A 24,860-nucleotide genomic window follows, 5' to 3' on the forward strand; every position below is an offset into this window, starting at 1 on the left:
GCGCCGCTTTCGTTACACACCTGAATAAGCCATAAATCCTCCATCGACAGGAACGGTGATTCCGGTGACAAAACCCGAATAGGATTCATCCGCCAGCCAAAGAAGCGTGCCGAGCAAATCCTCCGGTTTTCCGAAGCGCTTCATCGGTGTTCCCGCGATAATTTTGTGAGATCGGCTGGTGAACGTTCCGTCTTGGTTAATCAGCAGATCATGATTTTGTTTTGTCAGAAAAAAGCCCGGGGCAATCGCATTGACCCGCAGCCCGGTTTCGGCAAAATGAACGGCCATCCACATCGTAAAGTTATTGATAGACGCCTTGGCAGCACTGTATGCCGGAACCTTCGTCATAGGTGAATAAGCACTCATGGAAGAAAGGTTGATAATCGCCGGTGAATCCGCCTTCAGCAGCTCTTTTCCAAACACTTGCGAGGCCAGAAACGCACCGGTGAAGTTAGTGGAGAAAACAGTTGAAAAGCCTCCCTCATCCATATCAAAAAAGGATTGGCCTTCTCCCGCTTCTTCATATGTCTCCACATCGGTTATCGCGTCAGGATGATTGCCGCCAGCCCCGTTAATTAACAGATCAACAGCGCCGAATCGACTAAGGATGTCTTTCTTTGCCCGCTCCAGTGACTCCCTGTCCAGCACATCCGCTGCAACAGAGCACGCTGTGCCGCCCGCCGCCGTTATCTCCTTCACGACCGCCTGGCCTTTTTCAGCCGTCCGATTCAATATCGCCACCTTCATGCCATGACGGGCTAGCTCCCTGGCCATCACAGAGCAAAGCACGCCGCTGCCGCCAGTGATGACAACTGTTTTACCAGCAAGGTTCTCATGCAGCGGGATCATATGTCCACCTCTTTTTTCACCATTGCTTCATAGGCGTCCCACAGTCCGTTCAAATACATGATGCCAAGGGCACGATCGTATAAGCCATATCCCGGTCGGCATTGTTCGCCCCAAAGATGGCGACCATGATCCGGTCTGACATATCCTTCGTAATCCTGCTTGTGCAGTTCTTCCATCACACCTTGAATGTTGATCGAACCATCCTTTGTTACATGCGATGTTTCAATAAAATCGCCATTCTCATAAATTTTCACATTGCGAATATGTGAAAACGGAGCGATGCCGGCATATGTCTTAGCGATCTCCACCATGTCGTTAGCGGGATTGGCTCCCATTGAACCTGTACAAAGGGTGATGCAATTAGACGGTGAATCTGATATCGCCCGCAGTTTCTTATAGCTTGCCTCCCCCGTGATAATGCGCGGCAGTCCAAAAATCGGCCATGGCGGGTCATCCGGATGAATGGCCATTTGAACACCGTGACTTTCTGCAACAGGAAGAATTTCCTGCAAAAAGAATGATAAATTGTCCCATAGCTGTTCTTCATCGATCGTTCTGTAGGCCGAAAAAAGCTCTTTGATCCGAGCCAATTTTTCGGGCTCCCACCCCGGCAGTGTCATGTCAGATGCTTGCTCCACCGTCCGAATCAGCTCTTGGGGCTCAAGGCTTTCCACCTTGGCCTTTTCAAAAAACAGAGCGGTTGATCCATCTTCCAGCGGCCGGAACATGTCCGTGCGTGTCCAATCAAAAACCGGCATAAAATTATAGCAGATCACTTTCACGCCAAATCCGGCAAGGTTGCGGATCGTTTGTTTGTAGTTTTCAATATACCGGCCGCGTTCTTCGTTCCCGAGTTTAATCGCTTCGTGAACATTCACGCTCTCTACAACTTCAGCATGAAAACCATAGGATTGAATATATTCGGTCTCGGCTCTGATTTCTTCTTTTTCCCACACGTCGCCGACAGGCTTTTGATGAAGAGCCCAAACGATGCCTTTGACACCGGGAATTTGCTTCACGTGTTCAAGTGTGACTGTATCGTTGCCTCGGCCATACCATCGAAATGTCATATTCATGCTTTCACCTCCGGATTCAGTCGATTAATCAAACGCGATGACGGCTTTCCGTACCTGATCTGGATGCTCCTTAATAAACTGAAATGCGTGATGGACATCATCCACTGAAAATGTATGGGTCACAAGCCCGTTATGCGCTAACCGGCCTTTATTCAAAAGCTCTACCACCTTGGGAAACTGATTGGTCTGCAATCTCGACCCGGTTATTGTGACTTCTTTTTTTGTAATCGGCAGCTGAGAAATCTGTGCCGCTCTTTCATCAAATCCAAGCACAACCACACGTCCCGCAGGTGAAACGGCCTCAACGGAAAGCGCAAAAGTCTCCGGCAGGCAAACTGCATCAATGACCACATTTGCTCCCTCATGCCCAGTCCATTCACGGACCCGCTCGGCAACATGTTCTGCTTGGACATTTACAACAGCATCGGCGCCGTTTTCTTTTGCAAACGCCAGCCGCTCGTTGTTCAAGTCAGTCATCATGACAGCAGCACCCGCCAGCTTTGCCATTTTTAACACACAGATCCCAATGGGCCCCGCTCCTTGGATCAGAACGGTATCACCTTTTTCCACCTGGCCTCTCCACACTGCCTGGGCCCCTATCGTATAAGGCTCGGCCATGACCGCTTCCTCCCAAGGCAAGTCCTTTGAAACCGCGTAAAGCTGCCTTTCCGGAAGCACAATATATTCCCGCATGCCCCCGTCTTCATGTACGCCAAACACAGAGAGCTTGGCACAAACATTCGGCCGCCCTTTGCGGCAGGCATAGCAAGTTCCGCAATAAGAAATCGGCTCAATTACCACATGGTAACCGACTTTTAGGCTCTGTACATTCGCCCCAACTGCCTCCACTTGTCCCGTTACCTCGTGTCCGATGACTCTCGGGAGGGTAGCCAGCGGATTCGTCCCATGATAAATATGCATGTCTGATCCGCAAATCCCGACTCGCTTAACTTTTACGAGCACTTCATCACCCTTTGAAAGAACCGGCTTCTTTATCTCCTCTGTCACCAGATCATACGGTTTTCGCACTTGAACCGCTTTCATTTTTCTCACCTGCTTTTTAAGAATTCATACACACTCCGAGCAATTGATATTCCGTGTTCCTTATTTCTTTCTTCATGCAGCTGCTCGATCTCACCAGGCACAAACACTCTCTCGACTACAGCAGCTGGAGGAGACTGCTGCAGTTCATGAAGCATGGCATCCATCTGCTCTAAAAACGTATCCCGGTCGGTAAAAAAGGAGGGATTGATCGCGCAAACGTAATGCCCCAGCTTTCTTTTTTGATCAAGGCCGCTGTACATTTTCGCAATATGAGGGCCAAAAGCCGCGCCAGCAAGCAATCCGGAAAACACATCCACCACAATCGATAATCCATAGCCTTTCGGGCCTCCGAATGTTGAAAGTGAAACAACCTTGTCAGGATCCGTTACTGCTTCTCCGTTTTCATCGACTCCCCATCCTTCAGGAATTTCCTTGTCCTCTTCACGGGCCTGCAGAATCTTCCCGAAAGCCACTTTGGACGTCGCCATATCGAGGATAAACGGTTTTTTATGCTTAGCCGGAACACCGTAAGCAATCGGATTTGTCCCTAAAAAAGGAGCCCTCCCTCCAAACGGGACAACGATACTGTCCGTATGCACCATTGCCAATCCGATCAGTTTTTCGTCAGCCGCTTTTTGCACAAAATAGCTTAGCGCTCCGCAATGGCTGCTGTTGACGGCTGTGACCATGCCGACACCATTTTTCTTGGCCATGACAATTGCATGGTCCATTGCCATATCACAAATCACATGGCCGAATCCGTCATCACCATCCAGCACTCCGGTCACAGGCCCCGTTTCTTTAAAAACAGGCTGTGCCTCAGGGTTGATCCCTCCCGCTAAAAGCCTGTTCACATAGTGTTCTGTGCGCAGCACGCCATGCGAATGTACATTGCGCAAATCAGCGTGCACGAGGACATCTGCTACTTTTTCAGCATCTCGTTCATTCAAACGGGCACCAGCCAACTTTTGCTGAACGAGTCCCTTTGCTTCTTCAGCTGCAATTGTTATCGTTTTCAATTAAGTGCCTCCTTCCTTTTCAGTGCTTCCGGGCACCCATTAGTGAAAACCCCTACAAACACATTTTATTTACCGATTATTTCAAATATTCTTTATATTACACCGTCAGCTCTTTTGATGAAGATCCTGAACAATCTGAGCATGCTGCTGGTCTGTGAGTTTATAAAGAAAACCAATAATCATCATCGCCAATGCCAAAGCAATGGCCGGATACAGAAGCAAAAGCGCTTTGATGCCGATCAGTGCCTGTGCTGTCTGAACTGCATTCGGCACGTAGCCGATTATCCCCAAACCGATCCCCGAAAGAAACCCAGACAAAGACTGAGCTAGCTTTCTGGAAAAATTGAAAAGTGAATATGTCGTTGCTTCTTTCCGTTCACCGGATTTCCATTCGCCATAGTCGATAATATCGGAGACAAGAGCCCACGTGATGCCGTTTGGGATACTGATTCCGATAAAGGCGATACTGGCGAGAATGGTAAACACATAAACGTTAGATGGAAGCATAAAGTTGACCAGATCCGCGGCCACACTGATGGCAAATCCAATCATTGCCGTTCGTTTCTTTCCAAACATCTTGACGAGCTTTGGAAGGAATACGACGCCCAAAAAGGAAGAACCAATAATGATGAAGTTCATATAAGCCATTAATTCAACATTGCCCAGGTTATATTGTGCGAAATAGACGAGCATGGCGGATTTGATGTTGTATGCGGAGATTGAAAAAATCGTCATTAGGACAAGGGTTAACAGCGGTTTATTTGTAATAAATGTTTTGACGACAGATGAGAATGTTAATTTTTCTTTAGGAGCTTCCGATATGACAACGCGCTCTTTGCAATTGCGGTAGCAAATATAAAACCAAAGCACACCGAGTAACGCGAACAAGCCCATGACCACGGGGTAGCCGACCTTCGGATTATCAAATTTGACGAGAAGCGGCATTACGGCCACACTTGTGATAAACAAGGCGCCAAGTGATCCGATTTGGCGGAACGTCGAAATGGAGGTTCGGTCCTCAGAATTTTGAGTCATTGCTGCTCCTAATGAGCCGTAGGGAATATTCACAAACGAATAGCCGATGCCCCAAATCATATAGGATGCATAGGCATAAATCAGTTTTCCGGTCGTTGATACATTTGGAGACAGAAAAATAAGAACAGTAAGCACCGCGAGCACGATGCTGCCGATTAATAAATAAGGCCTGAATTTCCCCCGTTTGCCGATGTTTTTTCGATAATCGATTGATGAGCCGACAATTGGATCTGTTATCGCCGCAAACAGCTTGCTGACTAAAAAAATGCCGCCGGCCATCGCAGCCGGAATTCCCGCTACATCAGTGAAATACTTCAATAAATAAATCTGGCCGAGATCAAACATAAAACCGTTGCCAAAATCACCAAAACCATAGGAGATTTTTTCCTTAAACGAAAGCCTTTTTTCCGTTTCGACCGACACAACCTTATTTGCCAGTTCAGTTCGCATGTTCCACCTCTGTGTCTTAAGAATTTTCGGCGGTGGTCCGATCAGTGATGCTGAGCGGACACTTTGTTACACGTTTGCTTGCTCTTCTTGAAATTGAAAGTAGTGTTTCGCATTGTCATAGCAAATTCCCTGAACGATGTTTCCCAGAAGCTCCATATCGCACGGCACTTCACCGTTTTCCACCCATTCCCCAATTAAATTGCAGACGATTCGCCTGAAATATTCGTGGCGCGTATACGAAAGAAAGCTTCTGGAATCGGTGAGCATGCCGATAAAACGGCTGAAAAGGCCAACGTTTGATAACGCTTTCATTTGGTCCAGCATCCCGTCTTTAGTATCGTTAAACCACCAGGCTGTGCCAAATTGTATTTTTCCCGGGGTAATACCGTCCTGAAAACTGTTGATCATGCTGGCAATGACATAGTTATCATTGGGATTCAGTGAATATAAAATCGTTTTCGGCAGCTGGTTCTTCATCTCAACTGAGTTCAGCAGCTTGTATAAAGGCTTCGCAATTTCTTCATCGTTCATAGAATCATAGCCTGTATCAGGACCGAGCCTTTTCATCATTTTTGTATTCGTGTTTCTTAAAGCGTTGATATGAAACTGCATCGCCCAATCGAGCTCCGCATACAACCCGCAAAGAAACTGAAGCGTATATGTCTTAAATTTCTTCTCATCTTCATAAGAAACCTCTGTTCCTTGTAATCTGTCAGCAAAAATCCGTCCAGCTTCTTCTTTTGTCGTTTCGGCAAATACCATTGAATCTATCGCGTGATCAGACACTCTGCCGCCAGCTGAATGGAAGAATCGCACTCGTTTTTCCAACGCTTTTAAAAACTCATCATAGGTTGTAATGGATATGGCGGCGGCATCTTCAAGTGACTGCACCCAATCCGGAAAGCCTTCACGATTGATCTCAAGTCCTTTATCCGGCCGAAATCCAGGCAGCACGCTGACAGGAAAATCTTTGTCTTTTCTTAATAATAGATGGTATTCAAGAGAATCGACAGGGTCATCCGTTGTGCACACAACCTTTACATTTGATTTCATGATTAAATCCCTTGCCCCGAAGCCTTCCCCTTGGAGCAGTTCATTTGTCCGTTTCCATATAGCCGGCCCGGAGTTCTCGTTTAAAATCTCATAAATGCCAAAAAAACGCTGCAATTCTAAGTGGGTCCAGTTATAGAGCGGATTTCCGATCGCCATCGGCACGGTTTTCGCCCAAGCCATAAATTTCTCCTCATCTGGCGCATCTCCGGTGATGTATGTCTCCTCAATTCCATTGGCTCTCATGATGCGCCATTTATAATGGTCACCATACAGCCAGGCTTCCGTGATGTTTTGAAATGTTTTATTTTCATAGATTTCTTTCGGGTTTAAGTGGCAGTGGTAATCAATAATCGGCATGTCTTTCGCATACTTGTGATAGAGGCTAACAGCGGTTTCATTTTTCAATAAAAAGTTTTTGCCCATGAAGGGTTCCATGTCCTCACCGTCTTTCATTCTATTTCAAAATGTTAACGTTAACATTTTGATTTATTTTCATTTTACCTTTATATTCCTCTGGGATCAATCTCTTTTTTGAAAATGAAATGTTAACGCTGTCATAAACATAAAAAAGACATTGCCAGAAAGCACTCGGAAAGGAATGCTTTTGGCAATGCCAGATTCATTAAAAGGATTAGTAAGCCAGGCTGAAAAGTCCTTTAATATGTGTCAAATATCGTACATTACTTGCTTCTTTCATCAAGGAAGCAGGAAGACCTTTAAGCGGTGTAGAATTAGCACCAATAATGGCAACCGCGTCTTTGCGTCCAAGGCTTGCAAGTGTACCAGAGTTAACTGGCTTGAATGTTTCAAGTGTTTTGCCTTCTAGGTAAGCGAATAGGTTGTAACCGATCAGCTCACCCATTTGCCATGCGATTTGTGCAGTTGGCGGGTATGGACGGCCGTCTGGTCCGAAGTAAACGGCGCTGTCTCCAGCAACGAATACATCTTCATGAGATGTAGATTGCAGGAAGTCGTTTACAGTCGCGCGTCCGCGGTTCACTTCTAGGCCTGATTCACCGACTAATGGGTTACCTTGTACGCCGCCAGTCCAAACAAATGTGTTGGCAACAACTTTAGATCCGTCTTTCAGATCAATTACGTTTCCTTCTACATTTGTAACAGGGAGACCTGTTAAGAACTCAACGCCGCGTTTTTCAAGGCTTGCAGTTGCACGCTCGATAAGATCATCCGGAAGAACAGGAAGGATCTTAGGACCAGCTTCAACAAGTTTTAATTTGATTTCTTTATGGTCTACGCCGTATTTTTTCGCAAGGTTCGGCATGATGTCAGCAAGCTCACCAACAAGCTCAACGCCTGTTAAGCCGCCTCCGCCGATAAGGATTGTTGCGTCTGCTTCGTTTTTCGTTTTAGAGTACTCGCGCACACGATCTTCAACATGCTGGAAGACTTTGTTCGCATCAGCAGCAGATTTCAACACCATGCTGTTTTCTTCAAGACCTGGGATGCCGAAATAAGCCGTTACAGAACCAAGACCTACAACAAGCGCATCGTAAGATAATGTAGAACCGTCACCAAGCGCAACTTCTTTTTTATCAACAGAGAAAGAGTTTACTTCCGCGATTTTAAGATCAATGTCTTTGCCTTTGAAAAGTTTTTCTAATGGCATAGCAACCGCTTTTTCAGACACGTTGCCTGCAGCAAGACGGTGTAATTCCGTAATGATTTGGTGAGTTGGGTATTTGTTTACCACTGTCACGCGTGCTTGTTCTTTTGTGTAATGTTTGCGAACTGTTAGAGCAGAAAGAACTCCGCCATAACCAGCGCCTAGAATGACAATATGTTTTGACATCGTATATCCTCCGTCCTTTATATCAATTTGAATCTGAGATTATTTTTGGTTTTCGCGTTCGTTCATGACTTCAAGGTAGCTGTTAGCAAAACGGAACAGCTTTTGAGCTTGAGGATCTTTCAGCATACGCAGCAGGCCGAAAAGACCAATTGTTTCGTTGCTTGCTTCCGCGCGGTCTTTTGCTTCGATCGCAGTCGCAGCTACTTCTTTCGCTGTTTCTTTTACAGGCTCAAGAATTTCAGTGATCGCACCGACTGTGTCGTTTTTTAACACTTCGTCAGTCGCTACAGACTGAGCGAAATCATAAGACTTCGTTAAAATATTGACTAACTCAGTCAGCTTCGGAAGCTGGTCAACTAAAACAGTCAATGATTCTTGAACTTCTGGCTTTAATAGCTGATCAATAAGATCTTGCTGGCTTTGGCTGACAGACGCATTTGTTTGATCGATTGTTTCTGGCATATCCAATTCTCCTTTACTATAAGCAGTTTGCTGATTTGTTTGGAAAGGGTAGTGCCTCTCCCTGTCTCACGCTTTTAAGGCATAAGAATAAGGATTGTGAATTCGTGCACAATCATTTACAAAAATAAATGTTTACTACCCAGTTTTTCATCTTGCCATATTCAGTATTATTTTTATCAAAAAATAAACAATTGAATAAGTCAAAATCCTTTACTCTCTCTGAAAATAGCAAACACAAAAAACTCCAATTCGATTACCTTCTATATGATAACACTTTTTGAACAAAATTTGAACGTGAATTGCTTCGATTATGAAATTAATTTATATGGAGCTCATGTCATAACGTTTCTGTGACACTAGTTATTGACAATCCAGCAATTTCTCCCTTCACTTTACCCATATTTCCAATAGAGGCTCTCTTTTTCCTGTGATCGGATCATTCGCCGGCAACGCCGCCTTCTTTATCTGTTTGACCGCTTCCTCCCACTCATCCGGCTTTCCCGTCTTCATATCATACTGAATGCCTCCGGGATAGGCGCCAAGGACAGTAAAATCGGGACTTGAGCTTAGCTTTTTATGACCGACTCCGGCTGGAATCACGACTGCATCGCCTGTTTTGAAAGGGATGACAGCTCCTTTTTCTCCCCCGAACTGAATGACAGCCTCTCCCCTAACTGCAATCAGGACTTCATGCGTATTGCTGTGATAATGATGGTATGGAAAAACACTTCCTAACCAGCTGTTTGACCAGCCATGCCGGGTGACGATCCGCTCTGCCTGACTGGTATTCTTAATCGCGTTTTGATATACCACGAGCGGATACTCAGGGTGATTCGGAATCCTGCCGTCATCCGGAAAAAAATATGTCTGTGTCTTTGCTTCCATCAATTTCACCTCCCTTTTTTATGTTCCACACATAGCGGTTCGCAAAACATGATGTTTTTCTCACGATTCCATTGATCTGCATGATACCAAATAGTATAGTATAAAAAATAATGCCAGAATGAGGGATACCATGAAAGCTATTGTTATCGGAATTTTAGCTTCACTCTTTTTCGCCGTTACCTTTATATTAAACAGAGCGATGGAGTTATCTGGAGGCAGCTGGCTCTGGAGCTCTTCGCTGCGCTTTATTTTTATGGTGCCGTTTTTATGTGTGATTGTCATCATGAGAGGGACATTCACGCCTCTCGTACAAGAGATGCGGAAAAAGCCGTTCTTTTGGCTCAAATGGAGCTTTGTCGGCTTCGTGCTTTTTTACGCGCCGATCACATTTGCGGCTGCCTACGGTCCGGGATGGCTTATAGCCGGCACCTGGCAAATTACAATTGTAGCCGGTGTGCTCTTGTCTCCTTTGTTTTATGTCAAACAAGATATGCCGGGCGGTCCGCAGCTCGTTCGGCAAAAGATTCCTCTGGTTTCACTTGGCACTTCCGTGATCATCCTGATTGGAGCGGCTCTGATTCAGCTTCAGCATGCGGAATCGCTTTCAGGAAAGATGCTGCTTTTCAGTGTGCTGCCGGTTGTCATTGCGGCTTTTGCCTATCCGTTAGGAAACAGGAGAATGCTTGAGGAATACGGTGGCCGGCTTGATACATTTCAGCGCGTGCTTGGAATGACATTGGCAAGCCTTCCGTTCTGGCTTCTATTAGCAGCTTACGGTTGGTGGTCAGACGGCCTGCCGACAGCGGGGCAAACCGTTCAATCCTTTATCGTTGCCGTCAGCTCAGGCATCATTGCGACTGTTTTATTTTTCTGGGCCACTGATATGGTAAGAGACAATCCGCAAAAACTCGCAGCCGTTGAAGCCACTCAATCCGGTGAAGTAATTTTCGCGCTGCTTGGTGAAATTGTTCTTCTGTCAGGCGTTTTCCCATCTCTATTATCATTTGCCGGTTTGTTCATTATTATAGCGGGGATGGTATTACATACCTTCGCTTCACAGCCGAGAAAACCGAAAAAGAAAGCACAGTCAAACCTGACCGCGTAGCATTTGCAGGAGAATGGGTGAAAACCTGTTCTCCTTTATCTTTGCTACCAAAAGGCATCTGTTTCACGGTATAGTTAAATATAATAACTGCCTACTTATTATTGAAAGGTGATTATTGTAATGGAAGCAATTAATCAAACACAAAACATACCAGCGATCTCCTTCAGATCAGTCAGAAAAAGCTATAAACAAGATGGACAAACCTATGATGTACTGCGGGATGTCACCGGAGACATTCAACAGGGTGCAATCGTAGCCGTTTTAGGCCCTTCCGGCTCAGGCAAAAGCACCCTCCTTTCCTTGTGTAATTTAATGAGATCGCCTGACAGCGGCGAAGTCAACATATATGGAAAGGAAATCAGAGAATGGAATGTCAATGAGCTGAGACGAACGGCTGCCCTCGCGTTTCAGTCGGCTCCTGTGCTCGACGGGACAGTGCGTGACAATCTAAGTCTGGTCCAAAGGCTGCATCAATCCCAGCTGTATGCTCCAGAAAAGCTGGCTTCTCTTGCAGGGCTTTCGCCAGAGCTGTTAGACAGAAGCGCCAGAGACTTATCGGGCGGACAGCGGCAAAGGCTGTCACTGGCCAGAACGATTTCAAATCCTTCCTCTATTTTATTGCTGGACGAAATCACGTCGGCCTTGGACCCAGTTTCTGCTCTCGAGATTGAAGAACTGATCAAATGTCAGCATCGAGAGAAAAAATGGACAGTCATGTGGGTCACTCATAATATGGAGCAGGCAAAACGAGTAGCCGATACCATTTGGTTTATGGCGGAGGGGCGGCTGCTTGAAATCGCTGAAACCGAAACATTTTTCTCCGCTCCGCAGCATGAAGCAGCCAAAGAGTTTTTGAAGGGAGGCACTCAGTAATGGATTACCTCTCTCTCTCTTTAACGATGATCTTTGTTTTGATCGCCTTGTTTTTATCAAAATCCTTTAAAGCCGGCGTAGAAAAAGATATGATCATTGCCACCATCCGCGCCGCGGTGCAGCTGCTTATCATCGGTTATGTTTTGTCTCTGATTTTTCGCGGAGACCACCCTGTTTTTATCCTGCTGATGGTGCTGTTAATGCTGGCGGTGGCGGCACAAAATGTCATCAAACGAAAGAAAAATACAATCGGTTCGTTCTGGAGGGTGTTTGCCGCATTAGCGATTGTAGAAATTGTGACGCAGGGAATTCTGCTGTCTCTTCATATCATTCCGCTTACAGCACGATATGTCATTCCGATCAGCGGGATGGTCATCGGAAACTCGATGGTGCTTTCGAGTTTGTTTTTAAATCGGCTCAGCTCAGAAGTTGGCGTTCGCAAAGAAGAAATTCAATTAATATTGTCGCTTGGCGGCACACCGAAGCAATCCATACAGCGCATTCTTACTTCAGCGATGAAAATGAGTATGATCCCGACGCTCGAAAGCCAGAAAACACTGGGACTTGTCCAGCTTCCCGGCATGATGACAGGCCAGATTCTAGCCGGAGCGGACCCGATTCAGGCAGTGCGCTTTCAGCTCTTAATCGTGTTTACAACAATGGCCTCAGCCGCGCTGACTTGCGTAATCTTAAGCGTGCTGACATACCCGTCATTATTCACCGTTCATCAGCAGCTAAAGGAGAATGAATAACAGACAAAAGCCGCTTTTCCCTTGGAAAGCGGCTTTTTGTACTTGTTATTCCTTTTCTTCATAATATTTGGCCAGCTCAATAATCATCGCGCCCATCCGCTCAATCTCTGGCGCAAGCAGTCTCGTGATGCCTTCTTCCCGCAGCGCCTCAGCAGTCACTTTTCCGACAGCAGCTGCGATGGTGCGCTCTTCGAATACTGTCTTCACTTCATTGATATATCCTCGCTCCCTGGCAAAATCAAACAGGGAACGAACCTGAATGGCCGTTGTAAAACAAACAGCGTCGATATCATTATTCATCAGCTCCCCGCATAACCGCTCCACCGTTTCCTCCTCCGGCGGAATGTGCTGATAAGGAAGAATCGGCAGGACAGACGCGCCCTTTTCTTTAAGAAATGCGATAAGGGCCGGCGCATTTTCTCCATGAAGCTGCACCATGACTTTTTTCCCTGAAAAGTCGTGAGGCTCCAAGGAACGGATTAAGCCTCTTGTTGTCCCATCTTCATCTGAAGCTTCCGGTGTGATCCCAAGCTTTTTCAGCGCAGACAGGGTTTTGTATCCCCGGCATGCCGCTTTTGCCTGGCGAATCGCCTGCAGAAACTCGTCTTTCAGACCGATTTTCTCTGCCATATCGAGCAGAGTTTCCGTGCCGATGCCTGTCGTGAAAATGACCCAGTCAGCTTTTTCCTCGACAAACGTTCGCAAGTCCGGTTCCACCTGCTTCTCCGCTAAGTAAACCGTGCCTTGGAGAGGCCTGATGACAGGTGTTCCGCCCTGTTTTTCAATGATTGTACTGATTTCTTCCGTTTTTCGGGAGCCCCCGATTGCCACGCGCTTTCCATGTAACCCTTTTCCCATACCCGATTCCTCTCCTCTTTGTATAGGCTTTTTATGTATACAAGCTTAATAAAGCTATTTTGGCGCAAACCAAGGGAGAAATCAAGATAAACCCAAACCTCCAAAATCCATTGAATACGCCGGAAGCTTGCTGTAAGATAAACAACAGACACGTTTTGACGGAGGATCGACATGGAAACAAAAAAAGAAGAATATGAAACAAAAGGCTACGATACATCGATCGTTTACGAGTTCAATGAATATCCGGATGCCCGCAGCGGGCGCTGTGACAATTGTGATTACACACTGTTCAAAAGCTCTGTAAAAGGCGGAAAATTTCTTAGAGAATGCAGGAGATGCGGGATGAAAAAAAATATTTAAACAAAAAACCGAAATCGAATTGATGATTTCGGTTTTTTGTCGCTTACTGCTGTACAGCGGATTTTTTCATAAACGCTTCAATCTCAGCTGCCGCACGCTCCGCTCCGCCAGCTTCTTTGACATCCTTTTGCATATTCTTAACGCGGCTGAGCAGCTCTTGATCACTGGATACTGCCTGAACCGCTTCCTGCAGGCTGGAAACCGTCACTTCCTCTTTCGGCAAATAAACGCCGAGGCCTAAATCATCGACACGCTTTGCGGTGAGCTCCTGCTCATACATTTGCGGAATGACGACTAGCGGCACACCGGCATCCATTGCTTCCATCGTACTGTTCATCCCGCCATGGGAGATGAATAAATCAGCTTTCTCTAACACCTCAAGCTGGGGCACGCTTTGACGAATGGTAAAGTGAGCAGGGATATCATCCAAGCTTTCTGGATCAATTGATTTTCCGACCGACATGACCACCTGCCATGAAGAATTCCGAAATGCCTCAATGCACATCTTGTAAAATTCCGGCCAGGCGTTAAACGCTGTTCCCAATGAAATCAGCATAAGCGGTTGATCGCCCTTTTTCATTTCCAAGCTTTCCTGTTCCGTCCGTTTTCCAAGAGATGGGCCGACAAAACAGAAACGGTCATCGAACGTCTCATGCTGTATTTGAAAAGATTTCGGCATAAAGACAATATTCAAGGCCTCCGGCACAGCTAATTGTTCAAAAGAAACAGCCGGCAACTGCTCTTTTTCCAAGTAAGCTTTGAATTCAGCCTCTGCTTCTTTTATTTTTTTCAGCATGTCTTCATTTCCTAACTGAAAGGATTCATTTTGGGCATATGACGAACAGAGCTTAATGACCGGAACATTAAACTTGTCAGCAAACAATTTTCCAGCCAGCGCGACAAAATCATAAATAATCAGATCAGGCTGATCATCCTTATATAACTCTTCAAGCTGCGGCAGAATGCTGAGTGATTCTTTCAAAAGACTGAGAGGCGCATCATTCTTTTCCATCATCTCCCTGATTTTCTTAGGATCAATATTCAAGGATGTATGATAGATCAATGCTTCTCCACCCGCTTCCTGAACAGCGGGCGCAAACTCCTCAGTCGTCGCGTACGTGACACGATGCCCTTTCTCACAAAGCTTCTCTACTAAAGCAAGCGTAGGGTTGACATGACCGTACGCCGGGATATTAATCATCGAGATATGGTACTTTTTCATGAATCTCCAGTCTCCTTATCTATTACATTTTCACACGGAAGCTCTTTAATCCGTATATCACGCTGTTTTCAATCGGAGTGATACTGAGGCACTCCATATGAGGAAAAGCAGAAATCAAAGACGTTAACGCGATATTTGCTTCAAGACGGGCAAGCGGCGCACCAAGACAAAAATGGATGCCGTGTCCAAACGCGATATGCGGATTGGGATGGCGGCGGATATCAAACATGTGCGGTCTGTCAAACTTTGCTTCATCACGATTTGCCGATGCCACAAACGCCAAAACCATATCACCTTCTTTCATCAGGTGCCCCCCGATCTCCGTATCCCGCTTGGCAATGCGTCTCAAAACCGGGGCGGGCGCTCTGAAACGTAAGGCTTCCTCAACTGCCTGAGACATCAATTCAGGATGGCTGCGCAGTTCCTCGTACACACCTGGCGTTTCTAATATGCTGTACATCGCATTTGAAATCAGGTTTGTTGTGGTTTCATTTCCGGCCACCAGCAGCAGCGTGCAAAACGGGATCAGCTCTTCACCGGAAAGCTTCTCGCCTGTTTCCTCCGCTTCCACTAAAATAGAAATAATATCCTGTGCCGGTTTGTTTCGCTTTTCTTCTATGATGCCGGCAAAAAACGCGGCCAGTTCTTTCTCACATTTATCTCGTTCTTCCAAATAGGCTTTTTCCGCTTCTTCACTTTTATCCTTTGGTGTGCTGACCAGAAGATCAGACCATGCTTTAAACTGATCCATATGCTCTGAAGGCACTCCCAGCAGCTCAGATATCACAATAACCGGAAGCGGGTATGAAAAATCGTGAACAAGGTCAAACTCACTACGCCCCTGAAAACTTTGAATCAGTTCATCTGTGATTTCCTGAATTCTCGGTTCCCATTGCTTCATCACGCGCGGGGTGAAGGCTTTATTCACGACTGAACGGATTTTTGTATGCCTCGGCGGGTCCATGTTAATGATGGAATTTCCAATAGAGCTTGTCTGCTGCGGCATGTAACTGGAAAACAGCTCTTTATCCCCAATAACTTTTTTGACATCATCATAAAGAAAAACGCTCCACACTTGGTTTTCTTCATCAAAGGAAACAGGCGCATCTTTTCTCATCGATTCGTACCATGGAAACGGATGATAAGCATCCTGTTTGTTTTTCCCATTGAGCAGCGCTCGCTGCAAGGCTTGCCGGCGGTTTAACACATTCATGTATAGTCACTCCCCTTGAAAGAATTTAGCAATTGATGTGCCACTTCACCTCCCGCTTTCGTAATGAGAGGGACTACCACATATAATCAAATTAATAACAGCAGGCAGGCGATCACGATGTCCGATGCAGGCATCATATATTCCCCCTCGAATTTCGTTCATCTTACCATAATCTTTCAATTTTTTTCTATTCTGCGCTGCTGTTTTGGCTCACAACGTGACCTTAGGCATAAGCACGCACATCCAATATGCATTCAATTGCACCGCTCCGCTCAAAAAACATCTCTGTTTTCAACCAAATGCACTAACTCCAAAAAATGACTTTCCCATTATGTAAAATAAACTGGTTCTATGATTAAATAGAAGGTAAAAGGTGAAGGAGAGAACAACATGGCAGCACAGACTGATTACAAAAAACTAGTTGTCGGCATCCTACTTTCACTGGCATTCGCACTGTTTGTGTTCTCTTTTTCTGAGAGACATGAAAAACCGCTTGTTGAGGGAAAAAAGCAGGAAAACTGGCATGCTGTCGTCGACAAAGCCTCTGTCAAAATTTATGGCAGCCGACTAGTTGAGGAAAACAAATTAAAGCAAAAATTCGGCCATAAAGAAGCCGATTCTATTTTGACCCTTCTGAAACTCGCCAACGAAAAACACATTACACTATAAAAAAGAAAGAGCCCGGAGGCTCTTTCTTTTTTAGTCGAATATCGTTTTCTTGTCCGGATGGCGCAAAAAGTCAAACAGCATGCCGAGCTGTGAGGGTGTGTTTCGTTTTGGAGAAAGCGGCGGGAGTCTGTCTTCCGGAAAAAAATCGGAATGATTCGTCTCAATCCCTGCTTCCCCCTGTCCGCCCGTAATGCTGCATGCGATGAAGATTTTATAATAGTGATAAGGCTGAGGGGGATGGGAGTGCTTATGGCTGTCTAGCACGGCAAGCAATCGAGACGGTTCTGTATCATACCCCGACTCTTCTTTGATTTCCTTGACGACGTTTTCAGCTGGCGATAAACCAATCTCGCAAAATCCGCCCGGCAGCGACCACAGCTCATCATGCTTCTCCCGGACTAGCAAAATCTGATTCTCTCTGAATACAGCGCCGCGAACATCCGCTTTCGGCGTCGGATAGCCGCTCTCCCTATTCCATAAATCAGTGATAACTTCAATGTCCGTCTGTGAGTAATCCGCCATCATTTCCGCGCTGAGCTTCATTAGCTCTTCGTACCTCTCCCTGTCGTACACATCCTTGGAAAAAGCAAGCCCCGCCTGTGCGATCGCCCGAATCCGCTGTGCCCGTTCCAGCCATTTGGTTTGCACTTTTATCACTCATCCTTTCAAGTCAAGTTTCGCTATAAAAAATACACGTTTTCCACAGATGAAAAACGTGCAACTGTAAATTAGCTTCTAATCTAACTTCACCAAGTAATCAATATTGTCCTTTACTCTCTCTTTTGTATTACTGCTATTTGTATCAGCTAAAAACGGATTATATACCAGTGTGTAATGTTTCTGTTCTCCTTTAGGGATGACATAACTGAGTACACCTGTAACCTTTTTCCCCGATACTAGTGTTCCTCCCATAAGAATTCTGCCCTTCTCTTCTATAGAAAAAACAGGCCGCACTGATTGATCATTCTTGTCTCTTAAATCAAACCCGATAAAATTGTAGCTTATTGAATCTTCTCCTATGTTTTCCATCGTAACTTCTATAATAAGCCGTTCCTCATCATCTTTTATTGTTTTTGTCTTTTCATTTACAGCACCGCCAACATTCATATATTCACCTTTTTGCACTCTATCAACTTTATTCACTGTAAAATTCGTATGTCCTGCTTTAAATGTTTCTCCTATTTTATGTATTTGATCATCTTTTTTGATCTTCGGCTCACCGCCTTTTTTCAATTCCTTATCAAGTTCCTTTTCAAGCTCTTCTTGCGATTTTTTTTCTTTCGTTTTTTCCTTCTCTGATGCATCGCTCGATTGGCTGCACGCGGAAAGTGAAAACCCAATCACCAGTACAAATAATAGTAATAAGACTTTTTTCATGATTGTTCCCCCATCTAAAGTAATCGATTTCCATTATAATCATATATCCCCTTTTCCTAACAGGTAAGAAAGTAACGATTATTTCTATCTCATTCATCACAAACTTACTTCTTCCTAGTTTTTGAATATTTTTTACTAGTCCATTAGACCTTTTCATCAAAAAAACCCGAGCTGGCTGAAGCCGGCTCGGGCGGGAGGTCAATCTCGCTTATTCATTCCTCTTTTCTCTCGTGGTTCCTGATGATGTTTTTGGTGCTCGGGAGGCTGTGTCGTGCGTTCCATCTCCTTTGTATCTTGTCCCATTCCTTTTAAAAAGGAAAAGAGCAGTGTAATTGATTTGTTGATTTCCGGGTCTTTAAGCGAGCGGATAATATCAAAATATCCTGTCTTTTCTTCGCTGTTTTTCTGTTCTACAGCGCTTGCCACACCCGCATTCACTTTTAAAATGAGAGGCTCCAGCTGTTTCACGTCCAGCATGCCGAGCGTCCCAAACAGAAGCAATAGATTTTTCAGCGTGTTGGCAGTTTCCTCTGTATCTGCTTTTTTCACCAGGATATCAAGAACTTTATCCCCTTGGCCAAAAAGGCCGCGGAGCAACGGCAGGACACCGCGCTCGTTCATATGGCCCAGCATATGCAATGTTTCGAGAATCGCTTCTTTGTGATCGACTAAGGCATCTTCAATTTCCCGCAAATCACGCTTTCGCTGATCCTCTTCGGTTACCTCGATTTTCTGAATTCGTTTAATCGCTTTAGCCATTATGGCCAATCCCCCTTTTCACTGCGTCGCCAGGGAAAATATAATCCTTCCGCGCCCATTTCTTTTGAACCTGCACACCGATTTGCGGCTGCGGATTGCCGTTGCGGTGATTGATCTTAGGCAGCGGATTGATTCCATCGCGCTTCAAAATTTCCATCTTGGCTGAGGTTTCTTTGTAAGCTGGCGTATCGGTATCCTTATCGGCATGGCTGCCTGTTAGCAGGTTGATCGCCGCTTCCCCTGAATCGTTCATTGGCAGATACACTTCCTTCCCTTTGACACGATCAGTCATCACACACTTCACTTTAACATTGCCAAAAGGCGATGTGAGTCTGACGAGGGTTCCGTCCTGAATCCCTCGTTCTGCCGCAAGCTCAGGAGAAATTTCTAAGAACACTTCCGGTGTTTTCTCCGAAATCCCTTTCGATTTGTAGGTGAGGTTCCCTTCGTGGAAATGCTCTAAGAGCCGTCCATTGTTGACGTGAATGTCATACTCCTCACCGAACTCCTCAGGCTCTGTCCACTGAACGGGGTAAAGAATAGCTTTTCCATCCGGGAAAGGGAAGCGATCCGTAAAGAGTAAAGGCGAATCCTTTCCATCAGCGCTTACAGGCCATTGTAAGGAATTGTAGCCTTCAAGGCGTTCATAGGTGACACCGGCATAAATTGGCGACAGCTTGGCTGCTTCCTCCATAATGTCTGCAGGGTGCTCATATTGCCAGCCGGCGCCAAGCTTATTGGCTACCTCCATAATAATCTGCCAGTCAGGCTTTGATTCGCCCAGCGGTTCAAACACCTGATACAGCCGCTGAATCCGGCGTTCTGTGTTTGTAAAGGTTCCTTCCTTTTCAAGGCTCGGGCTCGCAGGAAGAATCACATCAGCAAACTCGGCTGTACGTGAAAGGAAAATATCCTGCACCACAAAGAAATCAAGCTTTTCATATGCGGCGTGCACATGATTGATGTTGGAGTCGACAAGACCCATTTCTTCTCCTTTTACATACATCGCTTTCAGCTGGCCGGAATGGATTTTTTCGATCATTTCGTGGTTAGTCATACCCGGCTCCTTCGGCAGCGGCACACCCCACTCCCGTTCGTATTTTTGGCGGACTTGTTCGTCCGTTACCTTTTCATAGCCCGGCAAGCTGTCAGGCATGCTTCCGAAATCGCTTGCTCCCTGCACGTTATTATGGCCGCGCAATGGGTAAGAGCCTGCTCCCGGCTTCCCATAGTTTCCTGTCACAAGCAGCAGATTAGAGATCGCCGTGCTCGTGTCGCTTCCTCCAATATGCTGTGTCACGCCCATCGCCCACAATGCGCACACACTGTCAGCTTGCCCAATCATCTCTGCCATCTGGATAAGGGTCTCTTGATTGATCCCGGTTTTCTCCTCGGCATATTCAAGTGTGTACGGCGCCAGGCTATTTACATATTCATCCCGTCCGTTCACTCTTTCCTGCAAAAAGCGCTCATCAGCTTTTCCGTTTTCAATTAAATATTTGGCGATCGCATTCAGCCAGACGATATCCGATCCGGCACGCGGCTGGACAAATAAATCGGAGCGCTCTGCCATTTCGTGTTTTCTGATATCCGCGACGATCACTTTCTGCCCTCTCAGCTTATGGGCCCGTTTAATGCGAGTGGACAAGACTGGATGCGACTCAGACGTGTTCGAACCAATAATCAAAACAAGGTCGGCTTGTGCGATATCTGTTATTGAGCCTGAATCACCGCCATAGCCGACTGTCCGAAACAGGCCGGCAGTCGCAGGAGATTGGCAATAGCGCGAGCAGTTGTCCACATTGTTTGTGCCAATGACTCCTCTGGCCAGCTTTTGCATGAGATAGGATTCCTCGTTCGTACATTTAGACGATGTAATAAAAGCAAGTGAATCCGGTCCAAACGCCTCTTTCAATTCCGTGAACTTGCTGGCGATCAGCGATAACGCCTCCTCCCACTCAGCTTCACGAAAATGCTCGCCTTCCCGGATCAGCGGCTTTGTCAGGCGTTCTTCGCTGTTGACGAAATCCCAGCCAAACTTTCCTTTCACACAAGTAGAAATACCGTTGGCCGGCGCTTCCTCTTGCGGCTCGACTTTCAGAATGTCTCTGCCCTTAGTCCAGACATCAAAGCTGCAGCCGACGCCGCAATAGGTGCAGACGGTTTTCGTTTTTTTGATTCGTTCATCACGCATAGCGGATTCCATATCAGAAATAGCGAGAATTGAACCGTAGCCTGTCTCTACGCCTTTCGTGATCTCGATCATCGGACGCAGCGATTCGTTATTGATGCCTGTTAAATATCCGGCTTCCCCTTCCATTCCTTTTTCCATCATCGCGTTGCACGGACAGACCGTTGAACAATGGCCGCATGACACACATGACGACTCATTGATCGGCACGTCGTTATCCCAAATGACGCGCGGGCGTTTCCGCTCCCAGTCAATGGTCAGCGTTTCAGTGACCTGCACGTCCTGGCACGCTTCAACACAGCGTCCGCACAAAATACATTGATCTGGATCATACCGATAAAACGGATGGGATTCATCCTTATGGTATGGCTTGTGATCAAACGGAATGCTTTGGTGATTGATTTTCATTTCCTTCACCGTATTATGTATTTCGCATCCCCCATTGTTGTAATCGCAAACTGTGCAATAAAGCTCATGATTATATAAAATCTTGTCCATTCCGATGACCTGCGCTTTTTTTACGTCAGGTGAGAGCGTATCAATGACATCCCCATCCTTTAATTCAGCGGAGCACGACCTCTTCAGCTCACCATTGATGCTGACGATGCACGTATCACATGTTTCAATCGGCCCTAAGCTTGGATGATAGCAAACTTGCGGCACTTCAATCGAGCTGTTATTCAAAAGATGCAGAACCGTCTGTTCCTCTGACGCTTCCATTTCAACGCCGTTTATTGTGATTTTTTTCTTGCCAGCCATCTCCATTCCCCTTTCTTGCTATATATACCGAATTACCTATTTCAGTTCCCTTACAACAACTCAATAAAACATACAAAGCGCACTCACATGTTTTGTTGCAAAAACACGGGGAAACGGAATGGTAGATGAATAAGGAGGGATTAACATGAAAAAGACAATGTCTGCTATAACTGCGGCAGCAGCAGTAACAAGCTGTTTTACCGGCTTTGGGGCTGTGTCCTTTTCAGCACCGGCAAAGGCCGCAACTCAAACAAATACACTCTATGAAAATACAAACCAATCAGCCGCTGATCTCGTCAAAAACCTTTACAACACCGCCTACAAAGGAGAAATGCCTCAGCAGGCGCAAGGCCTTACCATTAACAAAAGCTCAAAAGGCGATGTCCATGCTGCGTTTGGGGAACCGGAAAGACCAGTCGGGGGAGACAATCGATTTGATTTATATCACTGGAATATGGGGCAGCCGGGCTACGGATTTTCCTATCATAAAGACATGACTATTTCAGAAATCCGCTATTTTGGAACCGGTGTGGAACGGCATCTGAATTTAGGCGGTGTTACGCCGGAAGTGCTGCAGAAGCAAATAGGCCCAGCGAATCGAGTGTTGACCGTCCCGTTTACCGATGAAATCGACTATGTATATGACACAGGCCGCTATGAACTTCATTTTGTAATAGGCACGAATCAGACAGCCGACCATGTAAACCTAAAAGCAAAATAAACACCCTACGCGGCTAATCCAGCCACTTTTTTAGTGGACAAATAAAAGATATATTTCTTACAATACAGGGAAATGAAGAAGAGACGGGGTATCAATTCGCAATGAAGCGAAATCGATGGATATATGCAGCTTTCACCATACTGATCATGGGGCTCGGGCTTGGATCCAGAGCATTCGCCAGTGCTCTTCCTGATTCCCTCAATACTTATCTGGGAGACTCGCTGTGGGCCGCCATGATCTTTACGGGATGCGGATTTCTATTTCGGAAGCTGAATACAATGAAAACGGGCATTATCAGTCTTTCTTTCTGTTTTGTCATTGAATTCAGCCAGCTCTATCATGCCGAATGGATCGACCAGATTAGGGATACTTCTCTTGGCGGGCTTGTACTGGGGTACGGTTTTTTATGGAGCGATATCGAAGCATATACAATTGGAATTGCAGCCTGTGCCGCCATAGAACTGCTGGTTTTGGGAATCAAAAAGCGCCGCTGTATGTGACGCTTTTTTTCATTTTGAAAACAATCCGCATTGAGAAAGAATGGTCTTCGCATCCAAACGTGTGGCCTCGCTTATCGTGATATGATGTTGATTCATAAATGACTGAACGGCATGATATCCAACCGCATAACCTGCAAAAGCCGATAAACCTGCAGGCTTAAAACCTTGGTCTTTAGCAATTGGATCACCAAACATATAACGGCTGACTTCCGAAAAGCCTTTCACATCCAGCACCTCATTGATCACATCAATGGAATATTGCAAATCCTCATGATCAAAACGAGTTACCCAAGGTCCCAATCGTTCTGTGCCAAATAGCTCACGGGCGAATGATTCGGCCAATCCTTCAATCACAAGATAATCCCCGACACTTACAGAGCCATGATCAAAATCAGTATACGAAAACCGCACATTATGATGAAACTCATGAGCAATAATGGAAGGAATCCTTGGCAGGTTATAACTGTTCGGATAAATCCATACATGAATAAAGCCCGGTATCCCGCCAAACCCGCAGTATCCTTTTTGCAGCTGAAGCTTATTTGGATCGGCGATATAAAGGCCGAATTTGATCTCCTCTGCATTCACCCGCAGCTGTTCGCGCTCGGCAAAAAGGATGCATTGTCGAAGTGCAGATTCCGCTGTCTCTGAAGCATGTGATTCCTTCAGTATTCGCAATGCTTTCTGCCCGATTTCAACATCACGGACATCCAAATAGCCAAGCATTTTCGCAGCCATCATCACATCATAGCCGTTTGGCTCCTTCGCTTTCAGCGGAACATGGATGGCGGTCCACATCTTTTCAAACGGCCTCATCATCGTATACCGAAATTCATCCTTTCTTTTTTGTTCTTCCATTGAAAACAGCTTTTCGTATTGCTCAAAGGTCTTTTCCATGACAAGATTCATCCTGATCCCTCCTTGTCAAAAACATACGGTATCCCGCAGCGTAAGGGTCAACAGGAGAAATTAAGCCATTTTTCACTGTAAAATGATACAAACCCGCCGATAGGTAAGGCATAGGAGGTGGAACCATGGATATTCCTGCTTTATCGGTTGCGATGAATCAAGCATCCCTTGCCCAGAATGTAAATATCGCTTTAACGAAAAAAATGCTGGACACCGCCCAGCAAAATGCTGATCAAACCTTAAAGATGATACAGCACCCGACTCTCGGACAAACCATTGATGTAAAAGCATAACCTCACACCAAAGGCGGCCAAGAACTCCATCCTCCCGGCCGCCTTTATTGTTCACAAAAAAGCATGCATGTTTTGATTGTTCCTCCGTATGATTTATTGTTTGCCATATTAAGGAGGTCATAAAGGATATGAAAAGACTATTTACGAAGGCTTCATTGGTGTTATTCGCAGTAGTATTTGTTTTTGCCGTCAAAGGTGCACCCGCAAAGGCGGAAACCCATGCCTACGATGGTAAAAGCCCTTATTACAATGATTGTGCGTCCAGCGGCTCTACAAAAAAATCCTCAAATTTAGTGAATGCCAGCAATCAAGTCATTGGAGTAGTCGAGCTTAAGTTCAGCAGTACATGTAAAACGGCTTGGGCAAAAATCACGATGAATAATACATTGACGTCAGGTTTTGAAGCAAATGCGGAGATTACCCGGAACACGGACGGAAAAAGATATAACTGTGATTCTGCAGGCGGCAACGGAAAAGCGGTCGCCGGCCAAAAATCTTGTTATACACCGATGGTATATGATTTAGATCCAAGGACTTCTTACGCTTTCGGCAAGTATTCAGGGCCGAACTTGAATGTTTGGGCCACCACAGGCTCTTATTAAATAGAAAAAAGGCT

General features: G+C 45.7%; 26 protein-coding genes. 9 read left to right on the top strand and 17 right to left on the bottom strand.

Features of this window, described 5'->3' with window-relative positions:
- Positions 1–12: 12 nt before the first annotated feature.
- From BFW96_RS06315 to BFW96_RS06355, 9 genes are all read right to left on the bottom strand, one after another.
- Positions 13–849: an SDR family oxidoreductase gene (locus BFW96_RS06315; protein WP_069838947.1), complete on the bottom strand. Its 837-nt coding sequence runs from the start codon at positions 847–849 to the stop codon at positions 13–15.
- Entirely contained in the window at positions 846–1,925 is a 1,080-nt protein-coding gene (gene uxuA, locus BFW96_RS06320) for a mannonate dehydratase (RefSeq protein ID WP_069838948.1), read from the bottom strand. Before uxuA ends, BFW96_RS06315 begins: the two co-directional genes overlap by 4 nt.
- A 24-nt stretch (positions 1,926–1,949) precedes the next feature.
- Complete coding sequence (locus BFW96_RS06325) at positions 1,950–2,969, bottom strand: zinc-binding alcohol dehydrogenase family protein (protein WP_069838949.1); 1,020 nt, start codon at positions 2,967–2,969, stop codon at positions 1,950–1,952.
- 5 nt (positions 2,970–2,974) lie between these two features.
- A complete protein-coding gene (gene allD / locus BFW96_RS06330; RefSeq protein WP_069838950.1) occupies positions 2,975–3,988 on the bottom strand; it encodes an ureidoglycolate dehydrogenase in 1,014 nt (337 codons plus the stop codon).
- Between the two features lie 105 nt (positions 3,989–4,093).
- A complete protein-coding gene (locus BFW96_RS06335; RefSeq protein ID WP_069838951.1) occupies positions 4,094–5,473 on the bottom strand; it encodes an MFS transporter in 1,380 nt (459 codons plus the stop codon).
- 66 nt (positions 5,474–5,539) lie between these two features.
- Positions 5,540–6,961 (bottom strand): glucuronate isomerase, encoded by a 1,422-nt coding sequence (gene uxaC / locus BFW96_RS06340; RefSeq protein WP_069838952.1) that lies wholly within the window; start codon positions 6,959–6,961, stop codon positions 5,540–5,542.
- A gap of 196 nt (positions 6,962–7,157) precedes the next feature.
- On the bottom strand, positions 7,158–8,336 hold the full coding sequence (locus tag BFW96_RS06345; RefSeq protein WP_014663611.1) for an NAD(P)/FAD-dependent oxidoreductase: 1,179 nt from the start codon (positions 8,334–8,336) through the stop codon (positions 7,158–7,160).
- Positions 8,337–8,375: 39 nt separating this feature from the next.
- Complete coding sequence (locus tag BFW96_RS06350) at positions 8,376–8,798, bottom strand: DUF1641 domain-containing protein (protein ID WP_014663610.1); 423 nt, start codon at positions 8,796–8,798, stop codon at positions 8,376–8,378.
- Between the two features lie 387 nt (positions 8,799–9,185).
- Positions 9,186–9,683, bottom strand: a complete 498-nt coding sequence (locus tag BFW96_RS06355; protein WP_069838953.1) for a cupin domain-containing protein — start codon at positions 9,681–9,683, stop codon at positions 9,186–9,188.
- A gap of 130 nt (positions 9,684–9,813) precedes the next feature.
- On the opposite strand from BFW96_RS06355, the gene BFW96_RS06360 reads away from it, so the two are divergent.
- From BFW96_RS06360 to BFW96_RS06370, 3 genes are all read left to right on the top strand, one after another.
- Entirely contained in the window at positions 9,814–10,788 is a 975-nt protein-coding gene (locus BFW96_RS06360) for a DMT family transporter (protein WP_040083396.1), read from the top strand.
- Positions 10,789–10,908: 120 nt separating this feature from the next.
- Entirely contained in the window at positions 10,909–11,661 is a 753-nt protein-coding gene (locus tag BFW96_RS06365) for an ABC transporter ATP-binding protein (RefSeq protein WP_069838954.1), read from the top strand.
- Complete coding sequence (locus tag BFW96_RS06370) at positions 11,661–12,413, top strand: ABC transporter permease (protein ID WP_040083398.1); 753 nt, start codon at positions 11,661–11,663, stop codon at positions 12,411–12,413. The genes BFW96_RS06365 and BFW96_RS06370 overlap by 1 nt, the downstream gene beginning before the upstream one ends.
- A gap of 45 nt (positions 12,414–12,458) precedes the next feature.
- Here BFW96_RS06370 and BFW96_RS06375 read toward each other — a convergent pair whose 3' ends face one another.
- Complete coding sequence (locus tag BFW96_RS06375; RefSeq protein ID WP_069838955.1) at positions 12,459–13,271, bottom strand: uroporphyrinogen-III synthase; 813 nt, start codon at positions 13,269–13,271, stop codon at positions 12,459–12,461.
- A 171-nt stretch (positions 13,272–13,442) separates the two neighbouring features.
- Here BFW96_RS06375 and BFW96_RS06380 point away from each other — a divergent pair, with 171 nt between their 5' ends.
- Positions 13,443–13,631: a DUF8096 family protein gene (locus BFW96_RS06380; protein WP_003232781.1), complete on the top strand. Its 189-nt coding sequence runs from the start codon at positions 13,443–13,445 to the stop codon at positions 13,629–13,631.
- A gap of 43 nt (positions 13,632–13,674) precedes the next feature.
- Here the strand turns inward: BFW96_RS06380 and BFW96_RS06385 are convergent, their stop codons facing one another.
- Complete coding sequence (locus BFW96_RS06385; protein ID WP_069838956.1) at positions 13,675–14,853, bottom strand: glycosyltransferase; 1,179 nt, start codon at positions 14,851–14,853, stop codon at positions 13,675–13,677.
- Positions 14,854–14,875: 22 nt separating this feature from the next.
- Entirely contained in the window at positions 14,876–16,066 is a 1,191-nt protein-coding gene (gene yjiB / locus BFW96_RS06390; RefSeq protein ID WP_014663603.1) for a monooxygenase YjiB, read from the bottom strand.
- Between the two features lie 390 nt (positions 16,067–16,456).
- On the opposite strand from yjiB, the gene BFW96_RS06395 reads away from it, so the two are divergent.
- On the top strand, positions 16,457–16,735 hold the full coding sequence (locus BFW96_RS06395) for a hypothetical protein (RefSeq protein WP_069838957.1): 279 nt from the start codon (positions 16,457–16,459) through the stop codon (positions 16,733–16,735).
- A gap of 30 nt (positions 16,736–16,765) precedes the next feature.
- Here BFW96_RS06395 and BFW96_RS06400 read toward each other — a convergent pair whose 3' ends face one another.
- From BFW96_RS06400 to fdhF, 4 genes are all read right to left on the bottom strand, one after another.
- On the bottom strand, positions 16,766–17,392 hold the full coding sequence (locus BFW96_RS06400; RefSeq protein ID WP_083252813.1) for an NUDIX hydrolase: 627 nt from the start codon (positions 17,390–17,392) through the stop codon (positions 16,766–16,768).
- Between the two features lie 78 nt (positions 17,393–17,470).
- Positions 17,471–18,112: a DUF4352 domain-containing protein gene (locus BFW96_RS06405; protein ID WP_069838959.1), complete on the bottom strand. Its 642-nt coding sequence runs from the start codon at positions 18,110–18,112 to the stop codon at positions 17,471–17,473.
- A 198-nt stretch (positions 18,113–18,310) separates the two neighbouring features.
- Positions 18,311–18,871, bottom strand: coding sequence for a helical membrane plugin domain-containing protein (locus BFW96_RS06410; protein ID WP_014663599.1), 561 nt, complete (start codon positions 18,869–18,871; stop codon positions 18,311–18,313).
- Positions 18,864–21,821: a formate dehydrogenase subunit alpha gene (gene fdhF, locus BFW96_RS06415; RefSeq protein WP_069838960.1), complete on the bottom strand. Its 2,958-nt coding sequence runs from the start codon at positions 21,819–21,821 to the stop codon at positions 18,864–18,866. The genes BFW96_RS06410 and fdhF overlap by 8 nt, the downstream gene beginning before the upstream one ends.
- A gap of 145 nt (positions 21,822–21,966) precedes the next feature.
- Between fdhF and BFW96_RS06420 the strand changes: the two genes are divergently transcribed.
- Positions 21,967–22,542 carry a YjgB family protein gene (locus BFW96_RS06420; protein WP_069838961.1) on the top strand — a complete coding sequence of 192 codons (576 nt, stop codon included), beginning with the start codon at positions 21,967–21,969 and terminating at the stop codon, positions 22,540–22,542.
- A 101-nt stretch (positions 22,543–22,643) separates the two neighbouring features.
- Entirely contained in the window at positions 22,644–23,042 is a 399-nt protein-coding gene (locus tag BFW96_RS06425; RefSeq protein ID WP_069838962.1) for a ribosomal maturation YjgA family protein, read from the top strand.
- Positions 23,043–23,051: 9 nt separating this feature from the next.
- Here the strand turns inward: BFW96_RS06425 and BFW96_RS06430 are convergent, their stop codons facing one another.
- Positions 23,052–23,951, bottom strand: a complete 900-nt coding sequence (locus tag BFW96_RS06430; RefSeq protein WP_069838963.1) for a DUF2268 domain-containing putative Zn-dependent protease — start codon at positions 23,949–23,951, stop codon at positions 23,052–23,054.
- Positions 23,952–24,076: 125 nt separating this feature from the next.
- Here BFW96_RS06430 and BFW96_RS06440 point away from each other — a divergent pair, with 125 nt between their 5' ends.
- On the top strand, positions 24,077–24,244 hold the full coding sequence (locus tag BFW96_RS06440; RefSeq protein WP_069149408.1) for a YjfB family protein: 168 nt from the start codon (positions 24,077–24,079) through the stop codon (positions 24,242–24,244).
- 128 nt (positions 24,245–24,372) lie between these two features.
- Positions 24,373–24,846: a YjfA family protein gene (locus tag BFW96_RS06445; RefSeq protein ID WP_069838965.1), complete on the top strand. Its 474-nt coding sequence runs from the start codon at positions 24,373–24,375 to the stop codon at positions 24,844–24,846.
- Positions 24,847–24,860: the final 14 nt, after the last annotated feature.

The sequence above is a fragment of the Bacillus sp. F56 genome, assembly GCF_001748205.1.
GTDB classification, from domain to species: Bacteria; Bacillota; Bacilli; order Bacillales; family Bacillaceae; genus Bacillus; species Bacillus stercoris.